The 13,721-nt window shown below is 54.2% G+C and carries 14 protein-coding genes and 1 pseudogene; 5 read left to right on the top strand and 10 right to left on the bottom strand.

Annotation, left to right across the window (positions count from 1 at the left end):
• Positions 1-149 precede the first annotated feature (149 nt).
• From HMPREF3143_RS12590 to HMPREF3143_RS12570, 5 genes and pseudogenes are all read right to left on the bottom strand, one after another.
• Positions 150-872 (bottom strand): ABC transporter ATP-binding protein, encoded by a 723-nt coding sequence (locus HMPREF3143_RS12590; protein WP_045335074.1) that lies wholly within the window; start codon positions 870-872, stop codon positions 150-152.
• Positions 869-1,744, bottom strand: a complete 876-nt coding sequence (locus tag HMPREF3143_RS12585) for an ATP-binding cassette domain-containing protein (protein ID WP_021240464.1) — start codon at positions 1,742-1,744, stop codon at positions 869-871. Before HMPREF3143_RS12585 ends, HMPREF3143_RS12590 begins: the two co-directional genes overlap by 4 nt.
• Positions 1,741-3,015: a high-affinity branched-chain amino acid ABC transporter permease LivM gene (gene livM / locus HMPREF3143_RS12580; RefSeq protein ID WP_070533248.1), complete on the bottom strand. Its 1,275-nt coding sequence runs from the start codon at positions 3,013-3,015 to the stop codon at positions 1,741-1,743. Before livM ends, HMPREF3143_RS12585 begins: the two co-directional genes overlap by 4 nt.
• Before the next feature lie 11 nt (positions 3,016-3,026).
• Positions 3,027-3,942: pseudogene (locus tag HMPREF3143_RS12575) on the bottom strand (branched-chain amino acid ABC transporter permease).
• 99 nt (positions 3,943-4,041) lie between these two features.
• On the bottom strand, positions 4,042-5,163 hold the full coding sequence (locus tag HMPREF3143_RS12570; protein WP_070533246.1) for a branched-chain amino acid ABC transporter substrate-binding protein: 1,122 nt from the start codon (positions 5,161-5,163) through the stop codon (positions 4,042-4,044).
• A gap of 424 nt (positions 5,164-5,587) precedes the next feature.
• Here HMPREF3143_RS12570 and HMPREF3143_RS12565 point away from each other — a divergent pair, with 424 nt between their 5' ends.
• Positions 5,588-6,256, top strand: coding sequence for a YecA/YgfB family protein (locus HMPREF3143_RS12565; RefSeq protein WP_023293977.1), 669 nt, complete (start codon positions 5,588-5,590; stop codon positions 6,254-6,256).
• Between the two features lie 33 nt (positions 6,257-6,289).
• Here HMPREF3143_RS12565 and tyrP read toward each other — a convergent pair whose 3' ends face one another.
• Entirely contained in the window at positions 6,290-7,501 is a 1,212-nt protein-coding gene (gene tyrP / locus HMPREF3143_RS12560; protein WP_070533244.1) for a tyrosine transporter TyrP, read from the bottom strand.
• A 229-nt stretch (positions 7,502-7,730) separates the two neighbouring features.
• Between tyrP and HMPREF3143_RS12555 the strand changes: the two genes are divergently transcribed.
• On the top strand, positions 7,731-8,072 hold the full coding sequence (locus HMPREF3143_RS12555) for a hypothetical protein (RefSeq protein ID WP_063417228.1): 342 nt from the start codon (positions 7,731-7,733) through the stop codon (positions 8,070-8,072).
• Positions 8,073-8,108: 36 nt separating this feature from the next.
• Here the strand turns inward: HMPREF3143_RS12555 and ftnA are convergent, their stop codons facing one another.
• Positions 8,109-8,606: a non-heme ferritin gene (ftnA, locus tag HMPREF3143_RS12550; RefSeq protein ID WP_008500403.1), complete on the bottom strand. Its 498-nt coding sequence runs from the start codon at positions 8,604-8,606 to the stop codon at positions 8,109-8,111.
• A gap of 203 nt (positions 8,607-8,809) precedes the next feature.
• Entirely contained in the window at positions 8,810-9,148 is a 339-nt protein-coding gene (gene yecR, locus HMPREF3143_RS12545; RefSeq protein WP_045418904.1) for a YecR family lipoprotein, read from the bottom strand.
• A gap of 233 nt (positions 9,149-9,381) precedes the next feature.
• Here yecR and azuC point away from each other — a divergent pair, with 233 nt between their 5' ends.
• Together azuC and HMPREF3143_RS12540 are read left to right on the top strand one after the other, a co-directional pair.
• Positions 9,382-9,465 carry a stress response protein AzuC gene (gene azuC, locus HMPREF3143_RS25655; protein WP_014884364.1) on the top strand — a complete coding sequence of 28 codons (84 nt, stop codon included), beginning with the start codon at positions 9,382-9,384 and terminating at the stop codon, positions 9,463-9,465.
• A gap of 108 nt (positions 9,466-9,573) precedes the next feature.
• Entirely contained in the window at positions 9,574-9,825 is a 252-nt protein-coding gene (locus HMPREF3143_RS12540; protein ID WP_008500405.1) for a DUF2766 family protein, read from the top strand.
• A gap of 42 nt (positions 9,826-9,867) precedes the next feature.
• Here the strand turns inward: HMPREF3143_RS12540 and HMPREF3143_RS12535 are convergent, their stop codons facing one another.
• Both HMPREF3143_RS12535 and HMPREF3143_RS12530 read right to left on the bottom strand, forming a co-directional pair.
• Positions 9,868-11,211, bottom strand: coding sequence for an anaerobic C4-dicarboxylate transporter (locus HMPREF3143_RS12535; RefSeq protein ID WP_008500406.1), 1,344 nt, complete (start codon positions 11,209-11,211; stop codon positions 9,868-9,870).
• 156 nt (positions 11,212-11,367) lie between these two features.
• On the bottom strand, positions 11,368-11,871 hold the full coding sequence (locus tag HMPREF3143_RS12530) for a non-heme ferritin-like protein (protein ID WP_008500408.1): 504 nt from the start codon (positions 11,869-11,871) through the stop codon (positions 11,368-11,370).
• A gap of 789 nt (positions 11,872-12,660) precedes the next feature.
• Between HMPREF3143_RS12530 and araF the strand changes: the two genes are divergently transcribed.
• Positions 12,661-13,650: an arabinose ABC transporter substrate-binding protein AraF gene (araF, locus tag HMPREF3143_RS12525; RefSeq protein WP_008500409.1), complete on the top strand. Its 990-nt coding sequence runs from the start codon at positions 12,661-12,663 to the stop codon at positions 13,648-13,650.
• Positions 13,651-13,721: the final 71 nt, after the last annotated feature.

Raw genomic sequence — 13,721 nt, 5'->3', positions numbered from 1 at the left:
TCTGAACGCTCCTTTTCAGTGAGTTTGACGTGATTGTCAAAGACTAATAAATCAACAAACTCAGGCCTTCTCAAGGCATTGCGTGCTATACTTTTCGTGAATATCTCATTGTTATTTATATGAAAATATTTCTAATGGTTCCTTAGGTATCAAATCACACCCCCGCCCAAATACGCCTTCCTCACCTCCTGATTCCCCAGCAATTCCTCACCGCTGCCGCTCAGCCGGATCTGTCCGTTCACCATCACATACCCGCGGTCAGACAGCTTCAACGCATGGTGCGCATTCTGCTCCACCAGAAAAATGGTCATACCGCTGCGGGCCAGCTCGCGCAGCGTCTGGAAGATCTGCTTCACCACAATCGGGGCTAAGCCCAGGCTGGGCTCATCCAGCAGCAGCAGCTTTGGACGGCTCATCAGCGCCCGGGCGATCGCCAGCATCTGCTGTTCCCCGCCGGACATGGTCATCGCGCGCTGCTTGCGCCGCTCTTTAAGGCGAGGGAAAAGGTCAAACATGGTTTGCATGTCTTCAGCCGCAAACTGATTGCCGATGGGAATGGTCCCCATCAGCAGGTTCTCTTCCACGGTCATATCGGGGAAGATTCGTCGCCCCTCCGGTGCCTGCGCAATGCCGCCGGACGCAACGTAGTGGGTGGATTGATGGCTGATGTCTTCACCACAGAACAGGATTTGCCCGCTGCGGATACGGGGTTGACCAAAGATGGACATCAGCAATGTCGATTTACCCGCACCGTTTGCGCCAATCAGCGCCACGGTTTCCCCCTTATTCACCTCAAGAGAGACCTGCTTCAGCGCCTGAATGACGCCGTAAAACACATCCACCTCGCGAAAAGCCAGCAGCGGTTCGCTCATAGGGAGACCTCGCTTTCATCCGTGCCCAGGTAGGCTGCAATGACCTTTTCATCATGCTGGATCTGCTCGGGTTTCCCCCTGGCAATCACATCGCCGTGGTCGAGCACGATAATGTCGTCCGAAATGTCCATCACCATCCCCATATCATGCTCAATCAGCAATACCGTGATGTCGTGATGATCCCGCAGAAAGCGAATAATGCCGCTCAGCTTGTGCGTTTCAACCGGATTAAGCCCGGCGGCGGGTTCATCCAGACAGATCATTTCCGGCCCGGTACACATTGCCCGCGCGATTTCCAGTCGCCGCTGCTGGCCATATGACATCTCTCCCGCCAGGCGATTGGCGCACTCCACCAGATCCACCACTTCCAGCCAGTAAAAGGCTCTGTCCAGGGCGTCGCTTTCCGCCCGCCGGTATGCCGGCGTATTTAAGATCCCGGCGAGCAGATTACGGTTAACGCGCATATGCTGCGCGACCAGCAGGTTTTCCACGACCGACATCTCGCGAAAAAGGCGGATATTTTGAAACGTGCGCGCCAGCCCGGCACGGTTGACCAGGTGGGTTCCGCCGAACATTTTGTAGAAAAGACGCTGCCCGAACTGCGCGGGGTTAATCCAGTCGCCGGGCTGGAATTTTTGCCCGAGGACCTGAATCACGTTGGTCGTTTTATGGCGGGTATTAAACAAAATGTTGCCGCCGGAGGCTCTGTAGAAGCCCGTCAGGCAGTTAAACACGGTTGTTTTGCCCGCCCCGTTGGGGCCAATCAGGGCGGTAATGGAGCCGCGCTGCACGTCCAGGTTGACGTCGTTTAGCGCCTTAATCCCGCCAAAATGCATCATCAGATGCTCAACGCGTAATATCGTTTCGTTCATGGTGCGACGCCCTTACGCACGGCAAACCCGCTGCGGTTGATGCGGATCAAACCGCGTGGACGCCAGATCATCATCACCACCATGAGCATGCCGAACAGCAGGACGCGGTACTCGGCAAAACTGCGCAGCAGCTCCGGCGTGACCGTGAGCACAAAGGCGGCCAGCACCACGCCCAGCGTCGAGCCCATCCCGCCCAGCACCACAATGGCGAGGATCAATGCCGATTCAAAGAAGGTAAAGGAGGTCGGATTCACGAACCCCTGATAGGTGGCGAAGAACACCCCGGCAATGCCCGCGGTGGACGCGCCCAGCGTAAAGGCCGACAGCTTAACCAGAACATGATTCAACCCCATTGAGCGGCAGGCAATTTCGTCTTCGCGCAGGGCTTCCCACGCCCGACCAATCGGCATGCGCGTCAGGCGGTGCTTGATGTAAAGCACCAGCATCACCACCAGAAACAGCACCGCGTAGATAAAGATAAACTTCATGTTCGGGTTGTAGGTCAGGTGGAAAAACTCGTGGAAGGGCACGCCGCCTTCTTTTGCGCGTCGCCCAAACTCAAGACCGAAAAAGGTGGGGGGAGGGGCAGACACGCCGTTGGGGCCGCCGGTGAAGGTCAGCCAGTTGTTCAGTATCAGGCGAATGATCTCCCCGAAGCCGAGGGTGACGATGGCCAGATAGTCACCGTGCATGCGCAGTACCGGGAAGCCGAGCAGGGCACCTGCGGCGGCGGCCATGATTGCCGCGAGCGGCAGCATGCTCCAGAAGCCCAGGCCGAGATACTGGTATCCCAGCGCCAGGCCGTACGCACCAATCGCATAGAACGCGACATACCCCAGATCCAGCAGACCGGCCAGGCCCACGACGATGTTCAGCCCCAGACCGAGAAGCACATAGATCAGCCCGAGGATGGCGACGGTCAGAACATACTTGGTGGCGACAAACGTAAAGCAAATCGCAAGGGTAATCACCAGAGGAATAATCCAGCGCATGCGGCTTTTATATTCCGGTGGCCGGACATAAACACCCGCGCTGTCGGCCTCGAAGCGCGCCTGGAAGCGGGCCCCGGCAGCGGTACCTAAAAAGGCGCTCAGCAGAAAACGCCCCGCCATGACAATGCTCACCATCCAGGCCAGGCGCTGCCCGGCGAAGGTAAAGCTGTACCCGTCCAGCACCACCCCTGCAATGGGGCCGAAGATAATCAGCGCAATCAGCCCGGAGAAAATCGCGTCCAGAATGCAGCGTTTAAGTGAAAAACCGTGTGATGTCATCGTTCTCTCCCTCACACTTTGGCCACAATCGGGCGCCCGAGCAGCCCCTGAGGGCGGAAAATCAGGATCATCACCAGCAGGCCAAACGAGAAGACATCTTTATAGTCCGAGTTCACCATGCCCGAGAACTGCGCTTCCGCCACGCCCAGGATAAGGCCACCGAGCATGGCGCCGGGGAGGGAACCGATGCCGCCCAGTACCGCCGCCGTGAAGGCTTTAATGCCGATCACGAAACCGACGTAGAAATCAAAGGTGCCGTAGTTCATGGTGATTAGCACCCCCGCCAGGCCCGCCATTGCCGCGCCGATGACGAAGACCAGCGAAATAATCCGGTCGGTGTTAATCCCCAGAATGGAGGCCATTTTGCGATCCTGCTGCACCGCACGGCACATCCGCCCCAGCCGGGTACGGTTGATTATCCAGGTGAGCACCAGCATGCCGGCAAACGAGGCCACCAGGATAAACACTTTGGTGTAGGTTATCTGCACGAACCCTTCGCCCAGATGCAGGCGAATCACGCCGTCCAGCATGGTCGGTACCCCTTGCTGGCGCGGGCCCTGGCTCAGCTGCGCGTAGTTTTGCAGAATAAGCGATATCCCGATGGCGGAGATCAGCGGTGCCAGGCGCGTGGAGTTGCGCAGCGGCTTATAGGCGATACGCTCGATGGTCCAGCCGTACACCCCGGTGACCACAATGGTGAACACCAGCGTGCCGAGGATCAGCAGCGGGAAGGACTGCAGGCCGAAGAATGAGAGGCAGCGCCAGGCCAATGGCGCAGAGATAGGCGGAAATCATATACACTTCGCCGTGGGCGAAATTAATCATGCCGATAATGCCGTACACCATGGTGTAGCCGATGGCGATCAGGCCGTAGACGGAGCCCAGCGTTAAGCCATTGATTAACTGTTGCAGGAAGAATGTACTCATTTTAGCGCGCTCGTTTTATAGGCTGCGCGATCCGCGCAGCCTGATGTTTATTACGCGCCGACGGGCGAGCCCATCGACGTTGAGCGTGACTCCGTCCCGTTACTCGACTTCCTTATATTTTCCTTTGTCGTCCCACTGGTAAACCACGTAGTCAGAGACTTTCAGATCGCCTTTGCTGTCCCAGGCTTTTTTGCCCATCACCGTGTCGACGGAATTGGCCTTCAGCCACTCGCTGGCTTTGGCAGAGTCCTTGCCGCCGGTGGCCTTGAAGGCCGCGGCAATCGCCTGTACCGAGGCGTAGGAGTAGAGGGTGTAACCTTCCGGCTCGAATTTACCGGCGCGGAATTTCTCGATTACCGCTTTGCCGTCCGGGATCAGGCGCGGATCTTTACCGAAGGTCATGTAAATGCCATTGGTATATTGCGGGCCGCCCGCCGCGGTCACCATCTCTTCGTTGACGATACAGTCCCCGGAGAAGAATTTCGCCTGCACGCCCTGCTCACGCATCTGGCGAACCAGCGGGCCGGCTTCCGGATGACATCCCCCGAAGAACACGACGTCCGGTTTTTGCGCGCCGATCTTAGTGACCAGCGCGTTAAAGTCTTTTTCACCGCGGGATAACCCCTCGTACATCACATCCTGAACCCCGCGTTTCGCCAGCGCCGCTTTGGTGGCGTCAGCCAGGCCCTGACCATAGGTGTCTTTATCGTGAATAATCACCACCCGTTTGGCTTTCAGCTTGTCGATGATGAAGTCGCTGGCCACCTGGCCCTGCTGGTCATCGCGGCCGCACATGCGGAACATGTCCCTCATGCCGCGTTCGGTAATCAGCGGGTTGGTTGAACCGGGGGTAATAGCGATGATACCCGCATCGCTGTAAACCTCGGAGGCGGGCATGGTGGAAGAGGAGCAGAAATGACCGACCACGGCGTTGACTTTATCCTGGTCGACTAAGCGGTTGGCCACCGCCACCGCCTGCTTAGGCTCGCAGGCGTCATCTCCCTGAACCAGTTTGATCTTCTCGCCGTTAATGCCGCCGGCGGCGTTAATGTCTTCAGCGGCCTGCGTTGCGCCGTGCCAGTACTGATCGCCATAGGTGGCATTAGGACCCGTGAACGGCCCGGCCACGCCAATCACGATATCTGCCCTGGCGGAAAACGCCGTCACCAGGCAACCGGCCAACACGAGAGAAAGCGGAGTTCTGATAAATTTCAGCGACATTATTATGTTCCTTAGCAAAGAGGTTTTTGCACCACGGCGTAAACCCGAACGCCCGACGGCGCAGCCAATCCGAAACACGAGCAAGAACAAAATGCACTAAACGAACAAGATACAGACGGCATCCTGCATATACGGCGAGGTTTCCCTGCGCAGCGTCGCGCGAAGAACATTAAGCAAAAACGTTGCCAGGATGGTTAACCCATTGAGGGGCCTGTGACATGTTTGAGTATAGAGCGCCGCGTTATGCCGCCTTGCGGGAGGAGAAGAAATTACAGCGGAGATCACATATCGTTAACAATAAAGCCCATAAGTTGTGCAAAGGTCACGATTTGCACATTTTTGCAGCAATAAAGACCTAAACTTCAGCCCGGAGAGGCGTGAGATATGTGTTAGGATCGTTTCCTTTTTATCAGGAGTGTCAGCGATGACTGAAGGCCCATTAAATGAAAGCGAAATGGCGTGGCTTGAAGAGACGTTAATGTCTTACGGTCATGACGATGCGTCCGTGCTTGACGTGTCTGAACTGGACGGCATGTTTACCGCAGTGCTTTCCGGTCCTGTTGTCGTTGAGCCAGATACCTGGCTGGTGGCGGTGTGGGGTGGCGAGAAATACATTCCGCGCTGGAAAAACGACCGCGAGATGAACCGTTTTATCGATCTTTGCTTTAAGCATATGAACGATATTGCCGAGCGCCTGAGCGAATATCCGGACCAGTTTGAACCGATGTTTGGCTATAACGACATTGACGGTGAGAGCTATACCGTGGTGGAAGAGTGGTGCTACGGCTACATGCGCGGCGTGGCTCTGACGGACTGGTCAGCCTTGCCGGACGAGCTGAAGGCCGATCTGGATGTGATTGCGCTGCACGGTAGCGAAGAGATCGGCGACCAGCTGGATGAATTGACCGAAGAAGAATATACCGCCAGCATTGAACGTATTCAGCCTGCGGCGCTGCGCTTGTATAACTACTGGGTGAACAATCCGCAGCAGCCGGAGGTGAAGAAGCCGATGGTGAACGGCACGAAGGTTGGGCGTAACGATCCGTGTCCTTGCGGCAGCGGGAAGAAGTTCAAGAGCTGCTGTTTGCACTGATAAAAAAGGGGCTGATGACAGCCCCTTTTTTTATTAACCCACTTCCGGCAGCATCCCGGCTGCAATCAACACTTGCACCAGAATAATCACTACCCCACAGCCAAACACAATGCACAGCAGCGGTTTTCCCCCCGCCACGCGGTAACTCTGCTGCGGATGCTGCTGGCGGCTCTTCCACGCCAGCAGGGAAGGGAGGAGCAGGGCAAGGACCGAGAGCGCCACCCCCGCATACCCCAGCGCCATCACAAACCCGCGTGGATAAAACAGCGCAAAGGCCAGCGGCGGCAGGAAGGTGATGGCCCCGGTCTGTAACCGTCCTGCGGCGGTATTGCTGCGCTGGAACAGGTCGGCCAGATAGTCAAACAGGCCAAGCGCCACGCCCAGAAACGAGGTTGCCAGCGCCAGGTCGGCAAAGAGGTGTACCGCCAGCTCCACGTGCGGGGAGGTGACGACCTCGCGCAGCGCCAGCAGAAAACCGTTCAGGCCTGCGTGCTGTGCCATCAGGCCAATAAAGGTTGAAGAGTCGATGCTGCCCAGGGTCACCAGCTGCCAGAAAATGTAGGCAATCAGCGGGATCGCGCTGCCGATAACAAAGACGCGGCGCAGCTTGCGAATATCGCCGTTCATATAGCTGACGATGCTCGGCACGCTGCCGTGGAAGCCAAACGAGGTGAAAATGACCGGGATGGCGGAAAGCGCCAGCCCTTTTTCCAGCGGTAGCGTCAGCAGGTTGATCTTGTGCACGTGCGGTGCCAGCAGGACCAGCATGACAATCAGGAACAGAATTTTGGCGCTGAACAGGAAACGGTTAAACAGATCGACCAGCGATGTTCCCACACAGACCACGCCGCCGCCGATGAGCGCAAAGAAGATGGCGCCCGTCGCCGGGGTAATGTCAGAGCCAAACCAGTCGTTAACGCTTGAGGCGATCAGCTCCCCGGCCCCGCTGATGTAGGCGGCGGTCAGGGCGTACATCAGGAACATCATGCTGAAGCCGGTTATCCACTGGCCGTAGCGTCCCAGGTAGCGCGCCGCGAGGGAACCCAGACCGGTATCGGCGGGCACATGCTGGTAAACCTCAAGCAACAGCAGGGCGGTGTAGCACATCAGCGCCCAGAGCGTCCCCAGCAGCAGCAGGGTCATGCCAAATCCCACGCCCGCGGCTGCCAGAGGCATTGCCAGCATTCCTGCGCCAATCGTCGTTCCGGCGACGATAAAAATACTTCCCAGAGTTCTGTTTTTCACGCTTTCCTCTACAACGCTTCTTAACCGCGACAAAATCTGCGGCGCAGAGTAAGGGAAAAGCCGTAACTCGTCAAATCACCGTTACAAGCAGTGTAATGAATGCTTTACACATTATTGTTCCTCTGACCCTTTATAGGCTTCCGCCTACTACATGAGGGCAATGTTGCTGAGCAACATTTCGGCGTAACGTAAACAATAAATATAAATTATCAAATAAAGTGAGGGTTTTATGGCGGAGGAGAATCCTTTTACCGCGGCATGGAGCCGTGGAGGCAACCTGTTGTGCCATGGCCACTGGATAATCCACTGGCAGAACCAGCTCCTGATACTCCCGGAGTCCCGTCGCGAAAAAGATATGGGCACCTGGGGAATCTATTCGGTTATTGATCCTGAGGATGAGACCTTTGCACAAGGCTTACAGGAAGATGAGTGGATCATAGCGAATGTCGACTGGTTGACGGATATGTTTTTCGAGATGGGTATTGCGCTGGAGACGGCCAGCTACCGCTATTTTTACCAGGCCGTGAATCCTCACGACTGGCGCTGCACCAGCTGCGCTGGGTGTATGTAAATTAACGCGGTGCAGGGAACCCGCACCGCGCTGAAATTAATTCTGCGTATCCAGCGTGGAAAGTTCTTTATCAATAAAGTAAAGACCTTCGCCTGATTTCCCCACCAGAGATAATTTATCCAGCACGGATTTAAACAGCTTCTCTTCTTCATGCTGTTCGGCGACATACCACTGCAGGAAATTGAAGGTTGGATAATCCTGGCTGGTCATCGCGGCATGAACCAGTTCGTTAATTTTCTGGGTGATCAGCTGCTCGTGCTCGTAGGTGGCGCGGAACAGTTCATCGAGAGAATTATATTCAGCAAATGGGGATGCCACGGTTTCAATGCGCGGCAGGCTGCCGGTATCCGTCAGATAATCAAACAGACGCTGCATGTGCGTCATCTCTTCCTGCGCGTGACGACGCAGAAACGCGGCAGCGCCTTCGAAGCTGTGATAACTGCACCAGGCGCTCATCTGCTGGTAGAGAAGGGATGAATACAGCTCAAGATTCATTTGTGCGTTGAGCTTGTCGATCATTTCAGTTTTCAGCATGGTGGCGCTCCGGGTTATTATTTCTGGTTCACAATGAGCGACACTATAATTTGTTATTTAATTATTTGCAAAACGTAAAATATTTATTTTATTTATTTAAAATACGAATGGGAATAAAACGCATTGGCGATTTTATCATTTATTAATGAGAATTGTTTTTGTTCGTAATGAAATAAACTGCCAGCCTGCGCTGGCAGTCTGGATTAATACCACGGATTGTTTGACTTAGGGTTCACGGCATAACCCATACATTTATACTGGATAGTCACGCTCTCGTTCAGACACAACGAGCCGCTAATGAGGGTGCAGGTTTTAATGGGCTGACCATAGGCTGAGGCCGTGGCGTACCCCATGCTCTGACACGCTTTTGCCGCCGTACCGTTATTCACATACTCATCGGAATACGCATTTTGCAGCGCTGCCTGACCGTAGTTAAGGCGGACGATGCCGTTCGGCGCATCGAGGCTGCTGACTTCAGCCTGGCGGTTAATGCTGCACCCCGCGAGCAGGAGGAATGTGCCGGCTACAATGACTCTTTTCATGGTTCGCTCTGAGTGGATGGAAATACGTTATCGTACCCGCAGATGCCCGCCGCAATGGCTGGAATAGCCGGACAATCTGCCCTCACTCTTCGCAACGGGTTGATGGTGAACGCGATGAGACCCACTCTGATTAAATTGTGATTTCTATCACAAAAACATTGATTTTTGTGATAGTGGTCATATTATAGGCGCATTGACGATAAAGTTGTATAACACGTTGATGGAGCATCACTGTGAAACTGCGCAAAATCCTGAAAAGTATGTGGGCCAATTACTGCCGCACGTTCAAAGACGTGCCGCCGGGCGCCATGTTCTGATAAAAAAAACCTGCTTCGGCAGGTTTTTTTATACCTGCAGACGTTGAAGGGAAGATGTCAGGGGGCGTGTTTTGATACTATGGCGGCCTTTAAATAAGGAGAAACCCCATGTCACAAAACCTGAGCGCCGATCAGGAACTGGTCTCTGACGTTGTCGCCTGCCAGCTGGTTATCAAACAAATCCTGGATGTTCTGGACGTGATTGCGCCGGTTGAAGTGCGCGAGAAGATGTCTACCCAGCTGAAAAACATCGATTTTGCCAGCCATCCTGCTGCCGCTGATCCGGTAACGCTTCGTGCGATCCAGAAGGCCATCGCGCTGATCGAGCTGCGATTCACGCCGCAGGGTGAGTCCCACTGACGCAGGGAAATGGGCGACGGCATGCGTCGCCCTTTGATGTTATCAGAAGAACGTCTGGACCAGCAGGTAGCTCGCGGCACACGCGCAGCTTACCCCAATCAGCCCTGGCAAAATAAAGCTGTGGTTGATGATAAATTTACCGATGCGGGTCGTGCCTGACCGGTCAAAGCCGATGCAGGCCAAATCGCTGGGATAGGTCGGCAGGACAAAATAGCCGTAGGACGCCGGGAAAAAGGCGATCAGCATTTTCGGGTCGATGCCCAACATCAACCCCATCGGCGCAACCGCCGTCAGCGCCGCCGCCTGGCTGTTCACCAGCTTTGACACCAGAAACAGCACAATCGCATATGTCCACGGGTGGCTTTTCACCACGCCTTCCAGGGCCAGCTTTAACTCGTCGAGATGTGCCTGGAAAAAGGTATCGCTCATCCACGCCACGCCGAATACCGAGAAGATCGCAACCATACCGGCCTTGAACACCGCGCCGTTGGAAATCGCGGAGGCATTGACCTTACAGGCCATCAGCATCACGGCACCCGCAATTAGCATCATCATCTGGATGACAAGGTTCATCGACAGCGCCGTCATTTTGCCTTTCAGTTCAAAGGCGGGGCGCAGCTCAGGGAAGGCCCCCAGCAGAACGACCACGGCAATGCCGGCAAAGAAAATCCACGTGGACCAGTAGGCCTGTTTTGGGAAACGCTGATTCATTAACGTCTCTGTTCCGCCGTAGATAAACTCGCGCTGCTTAGGATCTTTTAGCTTTTCCTGAAACTCCATGTCGTCCGCCAAATCTTTCCCGCGGCGTAAACTCCACAGTGCAGCAATAGCCACGCCGAAAAGTGAAGCGGGAACCGACACGGCGAGAATTTCCAGAATTCCCCACGCGTGGCCGATCCCATGCTGGGCTGCCAGGATGGACACCAGCGACACGACGGCAACGGAAACGGGGGAGGCCGTGATCGCCATCTGCGACGCGACCGATGCCACGGCCATAGGGCGCTCCGGGCGGATCCCTTTTTTCAGGGCGATATCCGCAATAATCGGGAACATGGTGTAGACCACATGGCCGGTGCCGCACAGAAAGGTCAGCATCCAGGTGGTAAACGGGGCGAGCAGGGTGATGTGCTGCGGGTGTTTGCGTAGCAGACGTTCCGCAAACTGCATCATCACGTTGAGACCGCCCGCCGTTTGCAGGGTAGCGGCACAGCCAATCACCGCGAGGATGGTCAGCATGACGTCAACCGGCGGTTTACCCGGCTGCAGACCAAAGACGAAACATAAAATAAAAAGACCAATACCGCTGATTAACCCAAGCCCCATACCGCCGAAACGCGTACCCGTCAGCAGGCAGAGGAGAATGACAACAAACTCAATGGTGATCATGATGCTCCCTCGTCAATGATTATGTAATTAAATAAATCATCACACGTTGTGTGGTTAATCATTGGGAGCCAGATCTGATTTGTTAAATTTCAGCAAAAGCAGAAGGTTGGAGAGGGGAAGGGGACCTGCTCCCCGGGACGGAAGCAGGCCAAAAACTCAGTGGTGCTGCACCGCCACAATGTCGAGCAGGTGACGGTCGGTTTGCTCAGGACATAAACCTGCCTGCTGCGCGTTATGCAGCTCATCCGCCAGCGTCTTCAGCAGCAGGCCATCCTGCTGCTGCTCTTTATCCATATCGCGTAAGAATCTGAGCGTCGTAATGTCCTGCTGCGCTTTGGCTTCATCGGCCAGTTTGTTGAGGGTGCTGCAGCGTTGTTCATACTCTTCAAGCGTTTTCTGAAACAGTTCTTCCAGACAAGAGTAGCTCTCGTTTATCCCATCAAGGGCTTTAACAACAGGGTTTGCCCCTGCAGCTTTCAGGAAGTTAAAAACGCGCATCATATGGGTGACGTTACTTTGTGCCTGAGAGCGAAAGAAGGTGGCAGAGCCCGTGAGGCTATTCTCAGCGCACCAGGCACTTAAGTGAAGGTGCAGGTTGGAGGCGTAGAACTCAAGGTTCATCTGCGCGTTAAGTTTTTGCATCATCGTTTGGGTAGCCATACTCATATCCTTATTGACGGTGGGACGTGATGTCCGCTGCTTAACCTGAGCACCAGGCAAGTACGAAGAAAAAGAGCAGAAATACGCTTTCTGCAGTAAACGAAGTCGACCGAAATTCACTTCCTGTGTTCGATATAAATAAGCATACCCTTGTCTTTGGTCTAAGAAAACTCTTAAATTGGCTGTGTTTACCATACATTACAAACTTTAATATAGTACAGAAATACAATTAGCTCGCCATAGATCAGTGTTTAGATAATCCTCTGATAATCAACATTTTTTTATCGAAGAGATATGCTGTTACTCTTTCGGGAATATTAAACCGGAATAATGCTCTGTAAAAAAATGAATCACGGATTAATTATTCCGTATATCAGGTGCATTAATAAAATTGCGCTAAATCAAATTCTGTGGAGTAAATAATTTTCAGTGCGTGTGGCATTTTTGATGAAAAACATACTGCACTTTTCTGACGTCCGGCGTTCTCGTGCCCGATCCGGGGCATCAGGGATATCTTAGCTAATCTTATGGATAATCCTGCTTACCCTCATTTCATTTGTCTGACAAATACTGCCTTTTTTATGTCATTTTTCGCTGAATTTATGTACGCAATTACTGTAATTCTGCGGTGTGATGGGGCTCTCTTATGGATGATTAATTTCCCGCTAAAACTATCACCAGCAATAACGCTTATAACGAGGTAAGCGCTAATGCCTTGTTTTAATTCCGATTAAATAAGAAGCACGCACATATTCCCTACAGAAAAGAAAGCTAAAGCTGGAGTTTACCATGCACAAATTTACTAAAGCGTTGGCGGCCATCGGTCTGGCTGCCGTTATGTCACAATCCGCTATTGCTGAGAATTTAAAGCTCGGTTTTTTGGTAAAACAGCCCGAAGAGCCCTGGTTCCAGACGGAGTGGAAATTCGCCGATAAGGCCGGGAAAGATTTAGGTTTTGAAGTGATTAAAATCGCCGTGCCTGACGGTGAGAAAACCCTGAACGCCATCGACAGCCTGGCGGCCAGCGGTGCGAAAGGTTTCGTTATCTGTACGCCGGATCCAAAGCTGGGCTCGGCCATCGCGGCAAAAGCCCGCGGTTACGACATGAAGGTCATTGCCGTTGACGATCAGTTCGTGAACGCCAAAGGCAAGCCGATGGACAGCGTCCCGCTGGTCATGATGGCCGCGACAAAAATCGGCGAACGTCAGGGCCAGGAACTCTATAAAGAGATGCAAAAACGCGGCTGGGACGTCAAAGAGACCGCAGTGATGGCTATTACAGCGGATGAGCTGGACACGGCGCGTCGTCGTACAACCGGGTCAATGGACGCGCTGAAGGCGGCCGGCTTCCCGGAAAAACAAATCTACAAAGTCCCCACCAAATCTAACGATATCCCGGGCGCTTTCGACGCCGCCAACTCCATGCTGGTTCAGCATCCGGAGGTCAAACACTGGCTGGTGGTCGGCATGAACGACAACACCGTGCTGGGCGGCGTGCGCGCGACGGAAGGTCAGGGCTTCAAGGCACCTGACGTGATCGGGATTGGCATCAACGGCGTTGACGCCGTCAGCGAGCTGTCCAAAGCGCAGGCCACCGGCTTCTACGGCTCACTGCTGCCAAGCCCGGACGTTCACGGCTATAAATCCAGCGAGATGCTTTACAACTGGGTCACCAAAGGGGCTGAACCGCCGAAATTTACCGAAGTGACCGACGTGGTGCTCATCACCCGCGACAACTTCAAAGAGGAGCTGGCGAAAAAAGGACTGGGCGGGAAGTAATACGCGGTGATTGTGCCCCTCATCCTGCGTGAGGGGCCTGACGTACACACTACAGGAATCACGGAGACGTT

This window comes from Enterobacter sp. HMSC16D10, from assembly GCF_001807145.1.
Taxonomy (GTDB): domain Bacteria; phylum Pseudomonadota; class Gammaproteobacteria; order Enterobacterales; family Enterobacteriaceae; genus Enterobacter; species Enterobacter roggenkampii.
The sequence above is the reverse complement of the archived record's forward strand: the minus strand, read 5'-3'. Positions and strand labels throughout refer to the sequence as shown.

Bases quoted from the DNA above. Each gene is read 5' to 3' on its own strand.
- HMPREF3143_RS12590 (WP_045335074.1), bottom strand. From the start codon at position 872: ATGAGCGAACCGCTGCTGGCTTTTCGCGAGGTGGATGTGTTTTACGGC.
- HMPREF3143_RS12585 (WP_021240464.1), bottom strand. From the start codon at position 1,744: ATGAACGAAACGATATTACGCGTTGAGCATCTGATGATGCATTTTGGC.
- livM (WP_070533248.1), bottom strand. From the start codon at position 3,015: ATGACATCACACGGTTTTTCACTTAAACGCTGCATTCTGGACGCGATT.
- HMPREF3143_RS12570 (WP_070533246.1), bottom strand. From the start codon at position 5,163: ATGTCGCTGAAATTTATCAGAACTCCGCTTTCTCTCGTGTTGGCCGGT.
- HMPREF3143_RS12565 (WP_023293977.1), top strand. From the start codon at position 5,588: ATGACTGAAGGCCCATTAAATGAAAGCGAAATGGCGTGGCTTGAAGAG.
- HMPREF3143_RS12555 (WP_063417228.1), top strand. From the start codon at position 7,731: ATGGCGGAGGAGAATCCTTTTACCGCGGCATGGAGCCGTGGAGGCAAC.
- ftnA (WP_008500403.1), bottom strand. From the start codon at position 8,606: ATGCTGAAAACTGAAATGATCGACAAGCTCAACGCACAAATGAATCTT.
- yecR (WP_045418904.1), bottom strand. From the start codon at position 9,148: ATGAAAAGAGTCATTGTAGCCGGCACATTCCTCCTGCTCGCGGGGTGC.
- HMPREF3143_RS12540 (WP_008500405.1), top strand. From the start codon at position 9,574: ATGTCACAAAACCTGAGCGCCGATCAGGAACTGGTCTCTGACGTTGTC.
- HMPREF3143_RS12535 (WP_008500406.1), bottom strand. From the start codon at position 11,211: ATGATCACCATTGAGTTTGTTGTCATTCTCCTCTGCCTGCTGACGGGT.
- HMPREF3143_RS12530 (WP_008500408.1), bottom strand. From the start codon at position 11,871: ATGGCTACCCAAACGATGATGCAAAAACTTAACGCGCAGATGAACCTT.
- araF (WP_008500409.1), top strand. From the start codon at position 12,661: ATGCACAAATTTACTAAAGCGTTGGCGGCCATCGGTCTGGCTGCCGTT.